Genomic DNA, 18350 nt, shown 5'->3' on the forward strand with positions numbered 1-18350 from the left:
TGTGGGATGTGTCAGAAGACCGTTTGGGGTGCCCCTACGGTTTTCCTGATCCATTCCGCCATGTCTTGCAGCACTTCCTGACTGAAATTCCCTTGTAGAAGTCCGTATTCCGAGGGATGCCCGGTGGGGGCTTCCATGAACAGGTGGTTCAGGCCGGGATAAATGTGCGTGACGACTTGTGGGCTTCCTTTTGCGAGCGTTTCGATGGCTTTCAGGTTTTCTTCGGGCAATACTTGCAGGTCTTTTGCTCCATTGACGGCCCATACGGGGCATTGCACCCGGCTTAAGTCATGGCTCGGGTCATATTGTATGATACTGGCTATTTCCGGACTTATGGCTTGTCCGGTGAGTTGGCGGGCCTTGCGTCGGCGGATGCTGTCCGTGAGGTTTTCCCGGTAGGTGTCTTCGTTTATGCCGAGATGCTGCCAAATGGAGACCATGAGAGGAGTGCTCCTGTGGCGTATGGAGTCGAGCGGAAGGGGGAGCGCCATGGTGCCGTACAGTTCCTCGTACAGGGTGCGCAGGCTGTCGCTTGCGGCGGCGGGGAGTTGCGAAAGGATGGTCTTCTCGCATTGGTGCATCATCAGGTCTTTTCCCGGAATGGCGGCTCCGGCCAATGAAAGTACGAAAGCCACGTCTTGCGGACGTTGCGCGGCCATACGGAAAGCGATGGTGCCGCCCATGCTGTGTCCGGCCAGTCCGGTCTTATCGCATCGGATGTCTTTCCGTCGGAGAAGATAATCCAAGGCACATTCCGCATCCGTGGCAGCGAGTTGCAAGGTGGCGTCGGCATAGCGGCCTCCGGACTTGCCGGTCCCGCGGTCGTCCATGCGGAGTACGGCGATGCCTTGCCGGGTCAGGCGGTCGGCTATCATGAGAAACGGTTTGTACTTCCATGCCTCTTCATTCCGGTCTTGCGGCCCGCTGCCGGAAATAAGGAGCACGGCAGGGAATGGCCCTTCCCCTTCGGGCAAAGTCAGTGAACCCGATAATTTTATGCCGTCTTTTGTCGTGACGCTTACCTCTTCTTCCCGGTAGGGGAAGGGCGGTTTTGGGGTGCCGGGCCTTTCCGGTTCAGACGACACACCGCTTTTCCGGGCCGTGCGTACCAAATTCAGCGGAAGGGATTGCCCGGCTTGCGTCACCGTCCCCTCTATCAGGGAGTCGCTGCGTACTTTGCCCACATAGCGGAACTGTATTTGTGGGATTTTCAGGGTTAATTCTCCGTCGGAAAGACATTCAGACGATTGTACTGGGAAACCGAAAACGCCTTGTGCAGGACTGTCCATGGTGGTTGTCGGTTGGCCGTTCTGCTGTCCGAAATGGAACACGATAGGCATTGTCGTTTGCCCTATTTGTATTGAGCCTTTGAAGTCTCCTTGTGGGGCTTGTGCACATAATCCTACGGCCGTCCCATACAAAAACCATCCCAATATCATCTTTTTCATGGCGAAAAGGTTTTAAAGTCGATATTCAAAGTTAAGGTATTGGGGAAATATATGCAATCCGCTCGCGTTAAAAAATCCTTTTTAGAATAAGGGCTTTCCAGTAGGCTACCCTGCATGTTGAGGCAGGTCTCATGCGGCATGTCCCGCAGTTTTCCGTCGGTCGTGTGGATTTGTGCTTTTTGGATAAATGAAAGGGAAATGTGGGAAATGGGTGACGAAAGGAAAGTAAAGTGGCAATTTTTAGAAGAACGGGAGCGCATGGAAAAGTACTTTCAGGAAGGATTTCAGTCCTACTTATACACGCTTTTTAAGGTTTTAGGCTTGTTTTTCACTTTCCTGAAGCAAAATTAAGAATCAATTTCAGTCGATTCATTTTTCATTTGGCTGAAAAAACACTTTTTTTCTCCGCAGGACTTTTCGGAAAACTGCGCATGACGGTGTACAGACGGGGTGAAAGCAACGTACAAACGTGTGCAGGATACCCTATTGGATACTGATTGGTGGCTTTCGGAGGACAAAAAAGGGGAAGCATGATGTCATGGAAATACCCTGTTTCGTTGACGCGAGCCTTTTACTTGTGCGTAGGACGGAATGTCCCGGTGGTCAGAAAGTAAGCCTAAAAAAGCAAATGCTGACACACCGGCTTCCTCCCTGCCGTGCGAGAATCGCGTATTTCCGTCCGTGCCTTCCTTTGTGCCTGAATGGCGCAGTCTTGTGCGGGAGATGTTGACAATCTGACAAATTGATAGGTCGGGTGGGGTAAATGTGCGGGTATACGCGGAAAATATTAATTTTGCGGCATGGATGCGATAAATGACTATTATATGGAAGAGCTGGACCTTTCGGCTATGAAACGGTTTTTTTTGGAACAAGGGGAGCGGCGGATATTGGAAAAGCAGGATTATTTTGTGCGGCAAGGCGAACGGTCGGGGCGTGTGGCCTATGTGGAAGACGGCATGTTCCGTTTCGTGCGGACGGACACGAAAGGTGGGGAGCATATCGTCGGGTATAGCTTCCGCGACAGTTTCGTGGCCGAATACACCTCGTGCCTTTGTAGCCGTCCGGCGTTGGCGGACGTGCAGGCTATCGTGAGAAGCACGCTTTACGTCTTGCCTTACGAAAAGCTGAGGCGTTACTGGGAAATGTCTTCTGAACATCAGCGTTTGGGGCGCGTCGTGGCCGAGCAACTGTTCGTCATGACTTACCGCCGTTTAATGGACAGTTATTGTTGTACGCCCGAAGAGCGTTATATGGACTTGATGAGGCGTTATCCCGAACTGAAAGAACAGCGTCCGCTGAAAGAAATCGCTTCGTTTATCGGGGTGACGCCCGAAACGGTGAGTGCCATCCGGAAAAAATTGTTGAAGTCCGGAATTTCTTGAAATACTTCAAGGAAAATCCGGCGGCTCCCTTTTAACTTTGCCCGAAAATCGAAAGTGGAAATAAAACGTAAACGACAATGAAGAGAATTTTGATTGTGGGAGCCACGTCCGGTATCGGTGAGGGATTGGCTCGTTTGTATGCGGAACGCGGAGAGGTGAAAATCGGAGTGATGGGGCGTCGGTCGGGCCGTTTGAAAGACTTGTGTGCGTCGCGTCCGGATGTGTTTGAAGCAGAGGTGTGTGATGTGACGGACACAGAGGCGCTTCCGGTGGCATTGGAGCGTTTGGCGTCCCGCTTGGGAGGAGTGGATATTCTGGTACTTTCTTCCGGGACGGGAGACTTGAATCCGGAGCTGGATTATGCCGTAGAGCGTTGCACGTTGGATACGAACGTGACGGGGTGGACTTGCGTGGCGGACTGGGCCATACGGTATTTTGAAAACAGGGGACAGGGGCATCTGGCAACTGTCACCTCGGTGGGCGGCCTGCGCGGCAGTGGGGCGGCACCGGCCTATAATGCCACAAAATCTTTCCAGATGAATTATTTGGAAGGGTTGCGTCAGCGTGTGGTCGCGCGGCGGCTGCCGATAGAGGTGACAGACATCCGTCCCGGTTTTGTGGATACGGCCATGGCCAAGGGGGAGGGGCTGTTTTGGGTCGCTCCGGTGGACAAGGCTTGTCGGCAAATCGCACGAGGTATCGACCGGCGGCGTAAGGTCGTATATGTCACCCGACGCTGGAGGCTGGCTGCTTGGGTGTATCGTCATATACCGGGGTGGCTGTATGTCAGGATGATGAAAGGATGAGGACCGGAATCCGCATTCGGAAGGCCGGGAAGTAATTCCGGTTGTAAATCAAGTAAAAAAGGTATAGGATATTTCCGGGCGAACGCTTATCTTTGTCGGGACATTAGGAGATAAAGTTAAAAAAAGACATGTATCGGAAGAAAATGATAAAGATATTGCTCGTCATATTGTGTGTCGTTGCCGTGGCGATTGTGGCTGTGGTCCTTTTCCTTCAGACGCCGTCGTTCGGGCGTTTGCCGCGTGGCGAACGGTTGGAACGTATCAAGCGGTCACCGAATTTCAGGGACGGGGAGTTCCGTAACATGGAACCTACCGTCCTGATGACTTCGGAAAAGGGGAAATGGGGGGCCATGCTGGATTTCGTTTTCAAAAAGTCGCCGGAAGGATTGCGTCCGGAACATCCGGTTCCGTCGGTGAAGACGGATTTGCGTGCACTCGACTCGGATAGGGAGTTTTTGGTATGGTTCGGGCATTCTTCCTATTTGTTTCAACTGGGCGGCAAGCGTATTTTGGTAGACCCCGTGTTTTGCGGTGCCGCTCCGGTATCTTTCCTGAATAAGCCTTTTCCGGGGACGGATATCTACCGTCCGGAAGATATGCCAGATATAGATTGTCTGGTGATTACGCATGACCATTGGGACCATTTGGATTACGGGACGGTGACGCGCCTGAAGGGGCGTGTCCGTAAGGTGGTGTGCCCTTTGGGTGTGGGCGAACATTTCGAGTACTGGGGTTACGAACCGGAACGGTTGGTGGAGTTGGATTGGAACGAGACGGCTACGTTGGGCGGCGGTGTGACGGTACATTGCTTGCCTGCCCGTCATTTCTCCGGCCGTGGTTTGCGGTCGAACCGTACCCTGTGGGCGTCTTTTCTGGTAGAAGCGTCGGGGCGTAAGGTGTACATCGGTGGTGATGGCGGCTACGGAGCGCACTATGCTGACATCGGGAAACGTTTTCCGGGGATAGATCTGGCCGTGTTGGAGAACGGGCAGTACAACGTAGACTGGCGTTATATCCACACGTTGCCCAAATACCAGCATGCGGAAGCCGAAGCTTTGGGTGCCCGACGGGTGCTCACGGTGCACCATTCCAAGTACGCGTTGGCACGACATCGTTGGGACGAACCGTTGGAGAACGCACGCAGACTGGCCGAGGACAGCACGCTGGAAGTCTTGTGTCCGATGATTGGAGAAGTGGTGGAATGGAGTGTGAAATGAGTTTTTTAAAATATAGGGTCATGAAACGTTTGTTTTTATTCGCGGTTTGCGCGTGGGCAGGTCTTTCCCTGTGGGCTTCCAGTGTGAAGGGACAGGGGACTGCTTGTGAGACACGGTCGGAAAAAGTACCGGCCAAAGTGTATATGATAAAAGAAATCAGTCCGGAGAACCTGATGAAAGTGTATGAAGCGCTCGGGCGGAAGGCTACCGGAAAAGTGGCGGTGAAGCTTTCCACCGGCGAACCCGGAAATAACAATTACCTCGATCCGGCATTGATAAAAGGGTTGGTGCAGGAGGTGGACGGCACTATCGTGGAGTGCAATACGGCCTACGGCGGCGGACGTTCCGATACGGAAAAGCATCTGAAAGCGGCCAAAGACCACGGCTTTACGGCCATAGCCCCGGTTGTCATCATGGATGCGGACGGAGAAGTTTCGTTGCCCGTGAAAGGGGGAAAGCATTTGAAAGAAGATTTTGTGGGAAAGGCGTATCCGGAATATGACTTTACCGTAGTGTTGTCCCATTTCAAAGGTCACCCGATGGGCGGTTTCGGTGGGGCTGTCAAGAATATCTCCATCGGTATCGCTTCTTCTTCGGGGAAGGCTTACATTCATTCCGCCGGAAAAACGAAGAGCGTGAAAGAAGTGTGGGGCAAATTGCCTCCGCAGGACGATTTCTTAGAGTCGATGGCCGAAGCGGCCAAAGCTGTGGCCGACCATTGCGGCGACCGTATCTTGTATATCAGCGTAGCCAATAAACTTTCGGTGGATTGCGATTGCGTGGCCACGCCCGAAGATCCGAAGATGGGGGACATCGGAATCCTGGCTTCGCTCGACCCCGTGGCGCTCGACCGGGCTTGTGTGGACCAGGTACGTGCTTCGGAAGACCATGGAAAGATACACCTGATTGAACGCATCGACTCCCGGCACGGCATGCATACGTTGGACTATGCCGAGCAAATCGGGTTGGGCAGTCAGCAATATGAGTTGGTGGAGTTGAAATAGTTTTAGGAGGGATTCCGGAATCGCAGGAGAACGCGATTCCGGAGCATTTATTAATATGAATTTGTCTTTATTGTCTAAACATGAAAAAAGCGATTATCCGAATTAGATAACCGCTTTATTTTCAGTGATTCGTTTGGGGCTCGAACCCAAGACCCCAACATTAAAAGTGTTGTGCTCTACCTGCTGAGCTAACGAATCAACCTCTATAGCGCATCATTCCTGATTGCGAGTGCAAAGGTACGGCTTTTTCTGAGAATAGCAAAAGATTTGCCCGTTTTTTTTCGTAATGGGGGCTTTTTTTCGTGGAGATGATGTCTTTTAATCCTTTTCACCCTCCACGGAAGAGCCTTTACCGCTTTCAGAAGCATGAATGTGTTCTTCTTTTGGCGTGGACTCACCGTTGTGATTAGGTGTTGTGGTGTTGTGGGGGAAAGTATCGGAGGATTCGCTTGAAAAGGCCTGGGAAGATGAAGGCCGTTTGCATCGCCTTTCTTCGGCCAGTATGACTTTGCGTTCGTCCCGCTCTATGAAGCGACGGTAATAGGAAAGCAGGAGGGTCGTCAGGGGAAGTGCGATGATGAGGCCGATTAAACCTAATAAATATCCCCACACGGATAGCGACAACAGGATGACGGCCGGATTCAATCCCATGAGCTTGCCCATGATTTTAGGGACGAGAAACGCATCCTGTATGCTTTGTACGACGATAAAGACGATACAAGCCGAAAGTAAAATCAGCCAGAAACTTTCCCCGGTGTCGTTGGCTTTTAATAAAGCGAGCAGGAGAGTCGGGATAAAGCCTATGGCCTGCATGTAGGGGACGAGATTCAGAAAGCCGATGAACATTCCCAAGCCTATGGCTAAAGGAAAGTCGATGATGAGAAACCCGATGCTGAACAAGATTCCTACTAAAAAAGCGACAAGGGCTTGACCACGAAAGTATGAATTCATCCCGTGTTGTACATCATCTACCAATTCCGCTGCAAAACGCCTGCTGCGTTTGGGGACTAACTTAATCCAACCTTCAGATAATTTCTCGTAGTCTAACAAGATGAAAAAAAGATAGAGGAGCACCATGCAAAAACCGAGTATTGCAATGATGAAATCGAATGTTTGCGAAACCAGACTCCATAGCTGGTTGATAGCTACTTTCAACGCTTCCATTACGTTATTCTCATGCAGTAACCGTATGAAAGCATTTTGATCGATATTCTGTTGGAAGAATATTTCGATACTGCGGGTTATGGTGGAATTTCCTGTTTCTTTGATGAAGTCGGCTATTAAATCGCGGAATCTCACGAATTCTGCAATGGCCGGTGGGATGATGAGCCAAAAAAAGCCGGCTATGGCTGCCAATATTAGTAATAAGGTAATGGCGATACACAAGATTCGGTTGTGGAGATGAAGTTTGTATTGGAAGAACTTCACCGTAGGATAAATCATATATGCCAGGAACCAGGCTATAAAAAAAGGAAGTAATACTGTGCTAAGCAGATTGAGGACATATATGGATAGTCCCAGTCCGGCTACGACCATCAATCCCCGGATAAACCGGTCGAACGTTATTTCTTTTTCAAACATGATGAGGCAGGAATTAGGCTTGATGTTTTAGGTTATCTTTTTCTATCGCTTTTTGGTAACAGGCACGGCAGAGGGGCTCGTATGCTGTCTGTTCCCCTAAAAGCACTCGTTTCTCGTTGTCGACGGTACGATGGGACACGTAGGCCAACGCTCCGCAACGTACGCAAATGGCATGCACCTTGGTCACTTCGTCCGCCACGGCGCACAATCCCGGCATGGGGCCGAAAGGTACTCCTTTGAAATCCAAGTCCAGTCCGGCCACGATTACGCGTGTGCCGCGATTGGCCAATTCGTTGCATACGTCAATCAGGTTCTCGTCAAAGAATTGTGCTTCGTCTATGCCCACTACGTCCGTGTCCGAACCGAGCAGCAGGATGCTGGCAGAAGAATCTACGGGCGTGGAGGGGATGGAGTTCCCTTCGTGCGACACCACGTCTTGTTCGGCATAGCGCGTGTCGATGGACGGTTTGAATATTTCTACGCTTTGGCGGGCGAACTCGGCCCGTTTCAATCTTCGGATCAGTTCTTCGGTCTTGCCGGAGAACATGGAACCGCAGATGACTTCAATCCGTCCTCTGCGCATCATTTCCCCGTTTCGTTCGGTTATCGGACTCATGTGCGGATATTGTTTGTGATATAATTCTCTGCAAAAATAAGAATTAAGGGTGGATAATAGGATAAAAAAAGAGGCAAATTCGCAAACATCTGTTAAATATTGGCGTGTGTAGCGTAGTGGATAATGTTTTATTCTTACTTTTGTCCATATTGACAGTAGGCTGATGGGAATCTTATATTTGGTACCTACTCCGGTGGGGAACTTGGAAGATATTACATATCGTGCTTTGCGCATATTGAAGGAAGCCGATTTGATACTGGCGGAGGACACGCGTACGACGGGTATTCTGCTGAAGCATTTTGAGATAAAGAATGCAATGTTGTCTTATCATAAGTTTAATGAGCATCAGGCGGTTTGCAGTGTGGTCAGTCGTTTAAATGCCGGAGAGACGGTAGCGGTCGTGTCCGATGCCGGCACTCCGGGTATTTCCGATCCCGGTTTTTTGGTGGCGCGTGAAGCCGTAAAGGCCGGTGTGGAGGTGGTTTGCCTGCCGGGCGCCACGGCTTTTGTACCGGCCTTGGTCGCTTCGGGGCTTCCTTGCGACCGTTTTTGCTTTGAAGGTTTTCTTCCGGTCAAGAAAGGCCGGGCAACCCGTTTGGCGGCCTTGTCTTCAGAATCCAGGACTCTTGTTTTTTATGAATCTCCTCATCGTTTGGTCAAGACGTTGACACAGTTCGTTGAGACTTTCGGGCCGGAACGCCAAGTTGCCGTGTGCCGTGAGATTTCCAAGGTGCATGAGGAAAGCGTGCGGGGAACGTTGGAAGAGGTGTTGGCCCATTTCACAGAAACGGAACCGCGCGGAGAGTTCGTCATCGTGTTGGCCGGATGCGAAGAGAAAGAGAGTAAGAAAAAGAATACGAACGAATAAAAAATAGAAACGTATGAAAAAGATTTTTTTATGTGTGATGTGTGCAGCGGCTTTGACCGCATGTAACAACGGGGCGAATAAGAAAGACCAGGCTTTTGCCGAGGAACGGGATTCGCTGATGCAAGTCATCAACGACAAAGATACCGAGTTGAATGAAATCATGGGGACGGTGAACGAGATTCAAGAGGGCTTCCGGCGCATTAATGAGGCGGAGGGACGCATCACCGTGAACGATGGAAATATGGAATCGGAAACTTCCAAACAAGCCATTCGTGAGAACATGCAGTACATTCAGGATGCCATGGCTCAAAACCGGGATAAAATCAGCCAGTTGAAAGAGAAGCTCCGTACGAGTAGCATCGGGGGAGATAAACTGAAAAAGATGGTGGATGACTTGTCAGCCCAACTTGAAGCCCAGAAGCAAAGGGTGCAGGAGTTAGAGGCACAATTGGCTGAAAAGGATATCGTGATTGCCCAACAGGGTGAAGCTATCACGAATTTGAACGAGAACGTGAATACGTTGACGGAAGAAAACAAGGCTAAGAGCCAGACTGTTGCCGATCAGGACAAGCAGATTCACACGGCGTGGTACGTGTTTGGTACGAAGTCGGAATTGAAAGAACAGAAAATCTTGCAGAAAGGCGATGTCTTGAAAGGTGATGACTTCAATAAGGATTATTTCACGAAAGTGGATATCCGTTACGACAAGGAAATCAAGTTGTATTCCAAGAGTGCCAAGTTGCTGACCAACCATCCGGCCGGTTCTTATAAGTTGGAGAAAGACAACAAGGGGCAATATGTGTTGCATATTACCGCGCCCGAAACGTTCTGGAGCGTAAGTAAGTATCTGGTCATCCAAGTAAAATAAGGCCGTTTTTTCTGCTAGGAAGGAATGGCCTGTGCAGGACACATTTTAGGTTTAAATGAATGGAAAAGAGGTTGCGTTTGCGCAGCCTCTTTTGCTTTTTTAAATTCCTTCCCTTTCTATTTGTTTTCCAACGGGGTTTTATGTATTTTTGTTGCCGAATAAAGAAAGTTTTTTGAATGAAAGAATTTGTGATTTCCGACGCACAGGCCGAAACGGCGGTCCTGGTCGGTTTGATTACGCAAACGCAGAACGAACGCAAGACGAACGAATATTTGGATGAACTGGAGTTTCTGGCCCATACGGCCGGTGCCGTGACGGTGAAGCGGTTCACGCAGAAGGTGAACGGCCCTAACTCCGTGACGTATGTGGGCAAGGGGAAGTTGGAAGAAATCCGTACATACATAGAGGCGGAAGAAGAGGCTGAGCGTGAAATCGGTATGGTGATTTTCGACGACGAGCTCTCAGCCAAACAATTACGAAATATCGAAAAGGAACTGAAAGTCAAGATTCTCGACCGTACGTCGTTGATTCTCGATATTTTCGCCATGCGCGCCCAAACGGCGAATGCCAAGACGCAAGTGGAGCTAGCCCAGTACCGTTACATGTTGCCCCGTCTGCAACGTTTGTGGACGCACTTGGAGCGTCAGGGAGGCGGTTCCGGCTCCGGAGGCGGAAAGGGTTCCGTGGGATTGCGCGGCCCGGGCGAGACGCAGTTGGAAATGGACCGCCGTATCATCTTGAACCGGATGTCGCTTCTGAAGCAACGTCTGGCCGAAATCGACCGCCAAAAGACGACACAGCGGAGCAATCGCGGACGTATGATCCGGGTGGCTTTGGTGGGCTACACTAACGTGGGGAAAAGCACGCTGATGAACCAGCTTTCGAAGAGTGACGTGTTTGCCGAAAACAAGCTGTTTGCTACGCTGGACACGACGGTGCGTAAGGTCATTATTGACAATCTGCCCTTCCTGCTGTCTGATACGGTCGGTTTTATCCGTAAATTGCCGACCGACTTGGTGGATTCTTTCAAAAGCACGTTGGACGAGGTGCGCGAGGCCGACTTGCTGTTGCATGTGGTAGACATCGCCCATCCCGACTTCGAGGACCAGATTCAGGTGGTGGAGAAGACGTTGGGCGACTTGGGCTGCAGTGACAAACCGTGTATGATTGTGTTCAATAAGATAGACGCTTACAGTTGGGTGGAGAAGGATGAAGACGATTTGACACCGGCCACAAAGGAAAACGTGTCGTTGGACGACCTGATGAAGACATGGATGGCTCGCCGTAACGACAACTGTATTTTCATTTCAGCCCGTGAGAAGACCAACTTGGAGGATTTGAAGAGGGTGTTGTACGACAAGGTGCGCGAGCTTCACGTGCAGAAGTACCCTTATAATGATTTTCTCTTTGAGAAATATGACGAAGAAGGGGAATAGGGTCGGGGAAACAACAGCCTTTCGGGCAAAATAGGTAGCATCTCGGCAAAATATTCCAGTTGATTTTGGCATTTTGCTCCCGATTTGCACTATCTTTGTTCCACGAAACAGAAAATGTCTCAATTTAAAACAAAAACGATTATGGCAAATGCACCTGAGTTCAAGTACGCTCCGATGTTCCAGATGGGCAAGGACGATACTGAATATTATTTGCTGACCAAAGACTATGTGTCGGTCGGCGAGTTTGAAGGGTACCCCGTGTTGAAGGTGGCTCCCGAGGGATTGACGGCGATGGCAAACGCGGCGTTCCGCGATGTGTCGTTCATGTTGCGCCGTTCCCATAATGAACAAGTGGCGAAGATATTGCACGACCCTGAAGCCAGTGACAATGACAAATACGTGGCTTTGACGTTCCTTCGCAATGCGGAAGTGGCATGCAAGGGCGTTCTTCCGTTCTGTCAGGATACGGGCACAGCCATCATCCACGGCGAAAAAGGCCAACAAGTGTGGACCGGTTATTGCGACGAAGAGGCTTTGTCGAAAGGTGTCTATAAGACTTATACCGAAGAAAACCTGCGTTACAGCCAGAATGCTCCGTTGAGCATGTACGAAGAGGTGAACACCAAGTGCAACCTTCCGGCACAAATCGACATCGAAGCCACCGAAGGTATGGAGTACCGTTTCTTGTGTGTGACCAAAGGCGGAGGGTCTGCCAATAAGACTTATTTGTATCAGGAGACGAAAGCCATCCTCAACCCGGCCACCTTGGTGCCGTTCATGATTGAGAAGATGAAGAGCCTCGGTACGGCTGCGTGTCCTCCCTATCATATCGCATTCGTTATCGGCGGCACGTCGGCTGAAAAGAACCTGCTGACCGTGAAGTTGGCTTCTACTCATTATTATGACAACCTGCCGACCACGGGTGATGCTACGGGACGAGCATTCCGCGACGTGGAACTCGAAAAGCAAGTTTTGGAAGAGGCGCATAAGATTGGTCTCGGTGCACAGTTCGGCGGCAAGTACCTCGCACACGATGTGCGCATCATCCGTTTGCCACGCCACGGTGCGTCTTGTCCGGTAGGTCTGGGCGTGTCTTGCTCGGCCGACCGCAATATCAAATGTAAAATTAACAAGGGCGGTATCTGGATTGAAAAACTCGACAGCAATCCGGGCGAACTGATTCCGGAAGAGTTGCGTCAGGCCGGCGAGGGTGATGTGGTACGCGTGGATTTGAACCGTCCGATGAAAGAGATTCTGGCACAGTTGGACCAATATCCGGTGGCTACCCGTTTGTCTTTGAACGGTACGATTATCGTAGGCCGTGATATTGCCCATGCCAAACTGAAAGAACGCCTCGACCGTGGCGAAGACTTGCCGCAATACATCAAGGATCATCCTATATATTATGCCGGTCCTGCCAAGACTCCGGCGGGCATGGCTTGTGGTTCCATGGGGCCGACTACGGCCAACCGTATGGATCCGTATGTAGACCTGTTCCAGAGCCACGGCGGTTCCATGATTATGTTGGCTAAGGGAAACCGCAGTCAGGTAGTGACCGATGCGTGCAAGAAGCACGGCGGCTTCTACCTCGGTTCTATAGGCGGTCCGGCAGCCATCCTTGCGCAGAACAACATCAAGAGCATCGAGTGCGTGGAATACCCCGAGTTGGGGATGGAAGCCATCTGGAAAATAGAAGTAGAAGACTTCCCGGCATTTATCCTGGTGGACAACAAAGGCAACGATTTCTTCAAGCAAATCAAACCTTGGAACGTATGTAAGAAATAGTCTTTCATACAGATAAAAGAATAACGGTGGGTTAATATTCAAATTTTATCATGGTAGTTTTTACACCGTTATGTGCCGCTGTGGAGAAGTGATTCTGTGCAGCGGCTTTTTTTATGGTCAAAAACAGAAAGAAACATGAGAAATAAATGGTGGATAGGGGCTTGTGCAGCGTGGATGGCATGCGCCCCGCTTGCGGCACAGAATCTTCAAAAGGGAGATTACGGTTATTTATACTGTCACATGAGCGGACGTGGAGAATGGACGGCATACGCCTTGAGCCGGGACGGCTTGCATTACGAAGACCTGTTGGGAGGAGGACCCGTGTACGACGTAGAGAAGCTTTCCCCGATAGAGGGAGGGGCGCGCGATGCTTATATTTGCAGGACGTACGACGGTAAGGGGTACGTGATGGTGACGACGGACATGAGCAACCGCAAGAGCCGTTCCTGGTTCAACCATGGGATAGACTTGCTTCGCAGTGACGATTTGATACACTGGGAATCCGTGGCTTTCGATTTCCGTAAGGGACCTTCCGTCTTTTCCGATCCGGATTCTCCTGATGTGTATCGTGACTATGCCGGGATAAAGCGGGTTTGGGCTCCGCAGATTTTTTGGGATCCTGCATACGTGTGGCCGGACGGGAAGAAAGGCGGATATATGATTTACTATTCTTTGTGGAATCCGGAGGAAGAAAAGTATGACCGGATGTATTATTCTTATGCCGACCATTCTTTTACGACGCTGACCAAACCTCGCTTGATGTTCGACTGGGGATATGCTACGATTGACGCGGACATTAATTATGTCCCGACCGATGGCAAGTATCACATGTTGATTAAAAAGGAAGGCGGTACGCCGGGTATTTTTGCAGCCACGGCTGACAAGCTGACAGGGCCTTACCGGATTAAGAGCGAAACGGACTATGTGCGTTTTGAGGGCAACCGGAAATGCGAAGGATGTTCGGCTTTCCAACTGATAGGCGACAGTACTTGGCGGGTGGCGTATATCCAGTATTCCACGAAACCCCGGCAATACCGTATCTGTCAGGCAGATGAACGTATGCAGAATTTCCATTCCCCTGTCACCATAGAAGGAGTGGAGGCACCGCAGCACGGTTCTTTCATGAGGTTGACCAAAAAGGAATACAAACGCCTGAAGAGATGGTCGGCTCGCGAGATGAAGCGGCGGGCGAGAGATGATAAGGGGGCAGAAATAAACTGATGGATAAAAACGGGGAATATGCACATAAAAGGGCATTCCCCGTTTTTATTTTCCGGTGAACTTGCTAGGAGGTACGTTAAAGTGTTTGGTGAAACAACGGGTAAAGTATTTCGGGTCGTTGAAGCCGACTTGGTAGGCTATCTCGGAAATGTTTAAGGTATGTCCGGTTTTGCTTATGAGAATTTCTTTAGCTATGTTCAGGCGATAGTTACGTAAGAGTTCCCCTATGGCCGTACCGGTCAGTTCTTGTGTTTTTTTGTAGAATAAACTTCGGCTGATTCCCATATCTGCGGAGAACTCATCCACGCCATATTCAGCATTGGAATAATTCTTTTTAAGGAGATCGAGGAGCTTGTCCATGAATGCTTGGTCTTGAGTACCTGGTTTGATGTGTAATTCTTCGCTTATCATGTGATATGCGAATTTCTCCTGAAGCCTTTTGCGGTTTCTGAGTAAGTTTTCTATCCGGGTCAATAACAGGTGTTCGTCAAAAGGTTTGGTCAGGTATGCATCCACTCCAAACTCGAAACTTTGGATGTGTGCCGTTTCGGAAGTTTTGGCTGTCAGGATCAGGAAGGGGATGTGTGATATGGAAAAGTCCGATTTTACATGATGGGATAGTTCCATTCCGTCCATGATAGGCATCATTAAGTCGCTTAAGATGAAATCAACGTGCTGCGTGTGCAGGATGTCGAGTGCTTCTTTACCTTGCGATGCCTCCAGGCAGTGATAATAGGGCGATAGGATGGCATGTAAATACTCCCGCATGTCCTTGTTGTCTTCCACGATGAGCAGGTTTATGGAGCTTTTCTCCGTTTCCATCATTTTCTTATGGGTTTCCGGGCTTTTGGGCAGGGATATTTGTACCCTTGTAGATGGAGATGCTTCAATAAGGTGCAGGGGAAGTAAGAACCGGAAAGAACAACCGGCGGTCCGATTGTTTACGACCCATATTTGTCCTCCTTGCAGTTGTACGAGTTGTCTGCATAAATATAAACCTATGCCTGTGCCGCTTTGGCCATTTATTGATGTACAAGGTCGCTTATCTGATTGGTAGAATCTTTGGAATATCATTTCTTTATCTTTTTCAGCAACACCCGGACCTGTGTCGCATACGCTTACAAAGAGTAAAGAACCTGAAGTGGAGGTAAGGGTCTTGGTGAACAATTTTATACATCCTCCTTTGGGAGTGAATTTAATCGCGTTAGACACTAAATTGAACAGGATTTTATGAAGCGCGTCCTCGTCAAAAGAGACGGTACATTCCGGTAAATGGAAATAATATTGTATTCTTAGGCCTTTTTCAGCGGCATAAGCGCTAAATAGGAGTTTCAAGTTTTGGAATAGCGGTAATAGGTATCCTTCGTGGAGCGTGATGTTCATATTACCACTTTCCACTTTACGGAAGTCCAATAACTGGTTGACTAAAGAGAGCAGATAGTGGCTGTTACGGTCTACTATCTGTAATTGTTTGTTGGTTTCTATATCGGTATTGGTCTCTAAAAGATGCCTTACGGGGCCGATAATGAGTGTTAAAGGAGTACGGAATTCATGTGTGATGTTGGTGAAAAAGGCCAATTTTTCGGCTGTCAGGTTTTGTATTCTTTTTGACATGTCGAGTATTTCAGCTTTCTGTCGGCTAAGCAGTTCGTTTTGTTTTTCCAACGTTTGTGTACGTTGTGCCAACAAATCAGTTTGTGTTTTCAGTTTCTGTGTGCGTGATACGACTTTCTGGTGTAATTCTTTCTTTTGTAGCTTTAGCGTTCGTACGCGCCACATATATATAAGGTATAGGATTAGGATAAGGCACAGGCAACTTATGATTCTGAACCATGCGGTTCTGAAAAAGTAAGGAGTGATGTGCAATGCCATCTTTCCTTCCGAACCGGATTCGAAGTGTATACCGTCTGTGGCGTACCGTACTTCCAAGACGTATTGACCCGGTGGAAGGTTGGCGTATGATATGGTACGGTTGTCTTTTCCCGTGATGGTCCATTGGTCGTTAAAGCCTTTGAGTCGGTAGGCATAGGCGGCTTGTGGGGTGACGTTGTAGTCCAGTGTGGCAAATTCAATGGAGATGAATTTTTCACGCTCGTGTATTTCAACGACTCCGTCTTTTACTTGTACCTCACCTTGTAAGGTTTGGCAATGGGTGAATACGACGGGAAATTTTTTTTGTAGGATTGAAGGTTGTGAAGCCGGTGAGACTACAGAGAGTCCGGTCATGTTACCAAAATACAGTTCTCCATTTCTTCCTTTGTATGCCGCGTTCCAGTAAAATTGGTTACAAGCTAATCCGTCGTCCAAGGTATAGTTTTGGAAACACTGTTTTTGTGGAAAGAAGCATGAAAGTCCATGCAATGTGGAAATCCAGATATTTTTTGTATTGTCTTCCAATATTCCCCTCACGTGGTTGTTTACCAACCCGTCACGAGTAGAATAGTTTTGAAAGGTGTATGTACCGTCTATCGTTTGGGTTCCGATATAAAAGCCGTTACCGTTTGTGCCCACTAAAATACGGTTGTCGGAGCTTATTGTTACGAATGTGATTCTTTCTTTATCATGTGATTGGGGATTATTCAATTGGTACGGCCATAGCTGAAAGACGTTTTTTCCTTGGTGGAAGCGTTTTAAGTCGATGCGGCAAAGGCCGGCTGTCAATCCTAACCACAAATTGTGCTGACGGTCTATACATGCTCCCGCGTTACCCGTTTGCATACCTCCAAGTTTTTGGTTCCTAAACGGTTCATCTATTTTCTCGCTGGGGACATGGTATGTATAAACGGATTTGCTGGTGGCAATCCATAGCGTCTGATTGAGACTGTCATATTGGATGGCACAAGTGCTGGCCCAAGCAAGTTCAGGGTGTGTATTGTCGTACAATGGGTGGAATTTCACCTTTCCTGAAAGAGTTTGTTCCACACTGCATACTCCACCGCCCCACATTCCAACCCATAGCTGTGAACCGTATCCTGTAATGCAGCTTACTGTGTGACTGGGTAAGCCATCCTTCATGGTGTAATGTGTGAATTGTCCCGGTGAGGTCATACGGTTGAGTCCGCTTTCTACCGTACCCACCCATACCTCGCCGTCATCTGCCGTATAGATGGCGTTGACGGTCTGTGGAGAAATACTTTGCGGTAAGTCACCAGAGTGGATATAGTTTGTCACAGTTAGTCTTTTGGGGACAGCTTTCATCAGTCCGTCGGCTTCTGTACCTATCCATACGGTTTCTCCGTCAACCAACAAACAATTAATGAAGTTGCAGAAAATGAAGTCCGACTTCTCGTCTTGGAAAGATTCATAACCTACTTGCTCAAATTTATCCGTTTGTTCATTGTATATGTTCAGTCCTTTGAGGGTAGATACAATCAAGGTCTGGTTTGGTGTTTCTGCAATATCAGTGATGTAGTCTTGACTTAAAGAATGGAAAGGAGCTGAAGAGTGATATTCCTTATGATGGTTGCCTTTGGAATCATATAGGAAAAGACCGTTTGATGTGCCCACCCAAAAATGGTTTCCAGTTTGGTACAATGCTTGCGTACGGCAGTTTCTTGGCAGGTTGGCAAAGAGGGAGACGGAAGAGGTCGGATGCCGTAGGTCTATTCTGTATATGTTTTCGGAACATCCGATCCATAAAATATCTTTTTCGTTTTCATAAAATGTTATGATGTCTTTGTTATGGATGAAAGGAAAGTTTTGAATGGTTGCAATGTTCCCGTCAGAGGTAAAGTTGATTCTGTAAGTTGCTTGTCTGCCTCCAACCCACAAGTTTCCTTTTCTGTCGCAATAGATGGAGTGGCATGGTTGGCTGCGTAACGAATCCCAAGCAAGTGCAGGGGATGCTGATAAGGTTAGGGATATTAGTTTTTCAGTATCAAGGCATTCCAATCCATTGTCCCCTGCAATCCATAGCCTGTCGTGCAGGTCTTCGCAAATGGCTTTTGCAAAATCGTTTTGAATGTGTCGGACGCTTTCAGTGGAATTGAACGAAATGAACTGATAGCTGTCATATCGGCATACGCCGCCTCCGTAGAGTGCGAACCAAAGGAAACCTTTGCTGTCTTTCAAGATGTCTTCTACGAAGTTATGTGGTAAACCTTCGTTTATCCCAATGG

At 48.9% G+C, this 18350-nt stretch carries 13 protein-coding genes and 1 tRNA gene; 9 read left to right on the forward strand and 5 right to left on the reverse strand.

The features are described from left to right. Positions 1 to 11: 11 nt before the first annotated feature. Positions 12 to 1448, reverse strand: a complete 1437-nt coding sequence (locus tag E0E47_RS13710) for an alpha/beta hydrolase family protein (protein ID WP_130893993.1) — start codon at positions 1446 to 1448, stop codon at positions 12 to 14. 800 nt (positions 1449 to 2248) lie between these two features. On the opposite strand from E0E47_RS13710, the gene E0E47_RS13720 reads away from it, so the two are divergent. The 4 genes from E0E47_RS13720 (at position 2249) to E0E47_RS13735 (ending at position 5857) form a co-directional block, all read left to right on the forward strand. Then, positions 2249 to 2830, forward strand: a complete 582-nt coding sequence (locus E0E47_RS13720; protein WP_130893994.1) for a Crp/Fnr family transcriptional regulator — start codon at positions 2249 to 2251, stop codon at positions 2828 to 2830. Positions 2831 to 2907: 77 nt separating this feature from the next. Then, positions 2908 to 3636 (forward strand): SDR family NAD(P)-dependent oxidoreductase, encoded by a 729-nt coding sequence (locus tag E0E47_RS13725; RefSeq protein ID WP_130893995.1) that lies wholly within the window; start codon positions 2908 to 2910, stop codon positions 3634 to 3636. A gap of 128 nt (positions 3637 to 3764) precedes the next feature. After that, the gene (locus E0E47_RS13730) at positions 3765 to 4853 is read left to right on the forward strand and encodes an MBL fold metallo-hydrolase (protein ID WP_130893996.1); all 1089 of its coding nucleotides are present in this window, start codon (positions 3765 to 3767) and stop codon (positions 4851 to 4853) included. Then, entirely contained in the window at positions 4838 to 5857 is a 1020-nt protein-coding gene (locus E0E47_RS13735; protein ID WP_130893997.1) for a DUF362 domain-containing protein, read from the forward strand. The genes E0E47_RS13730 and E0E47_RS13735 overlap by 16 nt, the downstream gene beginning before the upstream one ends. Positions 5858 to 5982: 125 nt before the next feature. Here the strand turns inward: E0E47_RS13735 and E0E47_RS13740 are convergent. The 3 genes from E0E47_RS13740 to E0E47_RS13750 form a co-directional block, all read right to left on the reverse strand. After that, positions 5983 to 6055: transfer RNA gene (locus E0E47_RS13740), tRNA-Lys, on the reverse strand. Positions 6056 to 6175: 120 nt separating this feature from the next. Then, positions 6176 to 7438, reverse strand: a complete 1263-nt coding sequence (locus E0E47_RS13745) for an AI-2E family transporter (protein WP_008629664.1) — start codon at positions 7436 to 7438, stop codon at positions 6176 to 6178. Positions 7439 to 7451: 13 nt separating this feature from the next. Beyond that, positions 7452 to 8054 (reverse strand): thymidine kinase, encoded by a 603-nt coding sequence (locus E0E47_RS13750; protein WP_130893998.1) that lies wholly within the window; start codon positions 8052 to 8054, stop codon positions 7452 to 7454. A 163-nt stretch (positions 8055 to 8217) separates the two neighbouring features. Between E0E47_RS13750 and rsmI the strand changes: the two genes are divergently transcribed. The 5 genes from rsmI to E0E47_RS13775 all read left to right on the forward strand — a co-directional run bounded on the left by rsmI (position 8218) and on the right by E0E47_RS13775 (position 14232). Further along, positions 8218 to 8922: a 16S rRNA (cytidine(1402)-2'-O)-methyltransferase gene (rsmI, locus tag E0E47_RS13755; RefSeq protein ID WP_008629667.1), complete on the forward strand. Its 705-nt coding sequence runs from the start codon at positions 8218 to 8220 to the stop codon at positions 8920 to 8922. 13 nt (positions 8923 to 8935) lie between these two features. After that, entirely contained in the window at positions 8936 to 9790 is an 855-nt protein-coding gene (locus E0E47_RS13760) for a Cbp1 family collagen-binding glycoprotein adhesin (protein ID WP_008629672.1), read from the forward strand. 176 nt (positions 9791 to 9966) lie between these two features. After that, a complete protein-coding gene (gene hflX / locus E0E47_RS13765) occupies positions 9967 to 11226 on the forward strand; it encodes a GTPase HflX (RefSeq protein ID WP_130893999.1) in 1260 nt (419 codons plus the stop codon). A gap of 141 nt (positions 11227 to 11367) precedes the next feature. Continuing rightward, positions 11368 to 13011: a fumarate hydratase gene (locus E0E47_RS13770; protein ID WP_130894000.1), complete on the forward strand. Its 1644-nt coding sequence runs from the start codon at positions 11368 to 11370 to the stop codon at positions 13009 to 13011. Positions 13012 to 13146: 135 nt separating this feature from the next. After that, a complete protein-coding gene (locus E0E47_RS13775) occupies positions 13147 to 14232 on the forward strand; it encodes a glycoside hydrolase family 43 protein (protein ID WP_130894001.1) in 1086 nt (361 codons plus the stop codon). 45 nt (positions 14233 to 14277) lie between these two features. Here E0E47_RS13775 and E0E47_RS13780 read toward each other — a convergent pair whose 3' ends face one another. After that, the gene (locus tag E0E47_RS13780) at positions 14278 to 18303 is read right to left on the reverse strand and encodes a hybrid sensor histidine kinase/response regulator transcription factor (RefSeq protein WP_172604717.1); all 4026 of its coding nucleotides are present in this window, start codon (positions 18301 to 18303) and stop codon (positions 14278 to 14280) included. Positions 18304 to 18350: the final 47 nt, after the last annotated feature.

Source organism: Paraprevotella xylaniphila YIT 11841 (genome assembly GCF_900683745.1).
Taxonomy (GTDB): domain Bacteria; phylum Bacteroidota; class Bacteroidia; order Bacteroidales; family Bacteroidaceae; genus Paraprevotella; species Paraprevotella xylaniphila.

What these genes read in the sequence shown, in the direction of transcription:
- hflX (WP_130893999.1), top strand. Translation starts at nt 9,967, where the DNA reads ATGAAAGAATTTGTGATTTCCGACGCACAGGCCGAAACGGCGGTCCTG.
- E0E47_RS13750 (WP_130893998.1), bottom strand. Translation starts at nt 8,054, where the DNA reads ATGAGTCCGATAACCGAACGAAACGGGGAAATGATGCGCAGAGGACGG.
- E0E47_RS13770 (WP_130894000.1), top strand. Translation starts at nt 11,368, where the DNA reads ATGGCAAATGCACCTGAGTTCAAGTACGCTCCGATGTTCCAGATGGGC.
- rsmI (WP_008629667.1), top strand. Translation starts at nt 8,218, where the DNA reads ATGGGAATCTTATATTTGGTACCTACTCCGGTGGGGAACTTGGAAGAT.
- E0E47_RS13725 (WP_130893995.1), top strand. Translation starts at nt 2,908, where the DNA reads ATGAAGAGAATTTTGATTGTGGGAGCCACGTCCGGTATCGGTGAGGGA.
- E0E47_RS13735 (WP_130893997.1), top strand. Translation starts at nt 4,838, where the DNA reads ATGGAGTGTGAAATGAGTTTTTTAAAATATAGGGTCATGAAACGTTTG.
- E0E47_RS13775 (WP_130894001.1), top strand. Translation starts at nt 13,147, where the DNA reads ATGAGAAATAAATGGTGGATAGGGGCTTGTGCAGCGTGGATGGCATGC.
- E0E47_RS13710 (WP_130893993.1), bottom strand. Translation starts at nt 1,448, where the DNA reads ATGAAAAAGATGATATTGGGATGGTTTTTGTATGGGACGGCCGTAGGA.
- E0E47_RS13720 (WP_130893994.1), top strand. Translation starts at nt 2,249, where the DNA reads ATGGATGCGATAAATGACTATTATATGGAAGAGCTGGACCTTTCGGCT.
- E0E47_RS13730 (WP_130893996.1), top strand. Translation starts at nt 3,765, where the DNA reads ATGTATCGGAAGAAAATGATAAAGATATTGCTCGTCATATTGTGTGTC.
- E0E47_RS13745 (WP_008629664.1), bottom strand. Translation starts at nt 7,438, where the DNA reads ATGTTTGAAAAAGAAATAACGTTCGACCGGTTTATCCGGGGATTGATG.
- E0E47_RS13760 (WP_008629672.1), top strand. Translation starts at nt 8,936, where the DNA reads ATGAAAAAGATTTTTTTATGTGTGATGTGTGCAGCGGCTTTGACCGCA.